We start from the raw sequence: 541 nt of genomic DNA, 5'->3' as shown, positions 1-541 counted from the left end.
TGCTTATTGTTCTTGCTTATCATCTTCAATAAATAGATCAATAAATGCCCGTTGCTCAGATGAAAGATCCCACGAAGCGGGAATATCCTGTTTTTTTTCTACAACGGTTTCATTCGCTTGCTCATTATCATGATGAGCAGGTGTAACAGTGGACTGTTGTTCCTGTGTGGACATCAATTACCCCCACACTTTCCAGACCACCAGAGCAACCACGATCCAGAACACGGCGGAGCCCAGAAACACGGTGAACCATGCTTTACGTTTCATCGCGGGATCTCTGCGCGCAGGCTGGTTTCCAGAAGGCATTGCTAACCTCATACTATCGAAATCACTTATCATTTAGGCACCAAACAATCGGTACAATTAATCATCAGGTAAGAGGAATCCTAATAAAAACAGCCTGAAAAAGCCAGATAATTTTCGAACCCAGCTTTATAAATAACTTAATTGTTTGATCAGTTATAAATATTTGGAAGGGATTTTGGCAGGCTTACTCATTTGAAACTACTTTGGAGAATATTTTCCATAAATAATATAGGGA

Annotated in this window: 2 protein-coding genes; both read right to left on the bottom strand. The window is 40.3% G+C overall.

What is annotated here, in order from left to right; translation table 11 throughout:
- Positions 1 to 3: 3 nt before the first annotated feature.
- On the bottom strand, positions 4 to 174 hold the full coding sequence (locus tag NNN64_RS23025; protein ID WP_271442904.1) for a hypothetical protein: 171 nt from the start codon (positions 172 to 174) through the stop codon (positions 4 to 6).
- Positions 175 to 177: 3 nt separating this feature from the next.
- Positions 178 to 318, bottom strand: coding sequence for a YmiA family putative membrane protein (locus NNN64_RS23020; protein ID WP_249357519.1), 141 nt, complete (start codon positions 316 to 318; stop codon positions 178 to 180).
- Positions 319 to 541: the final 223 nt, after the last annotated feature.

The sequence above is a fragment of the Citrobacter sp. Igbk 14 genome (assembly GCF_028069825.1).
Classification (GTDB): Bacteria; Pseudomonadota; Gammaproteobacteria; order Enterobacterales; family Enterobacteriaceae; genus Citrobacter.
The sequence above is the reverse complement of the archived record's forward strand: the minus strand, read 5'-3'. Positions and strand labels throughout refer to the sequence as shown.

Excerpts from the sequence above, each read along its gene's own strand:
- NNN64_RS23025 (WP_271442904.1), bottom strand. The coding sequence starts at position 174 with ATGTCCACACAGGAACAACAGTCCACTGTTACACCTGCTCATCATGAT.
- NNN64_RS23020 (WP_249357519.1), bottom strand. The coding sequence starts at position 318 with ATGAGGTTAGCAATGCCTTCTGGAAACCAGCCTGCGCGCAGAGATCCC.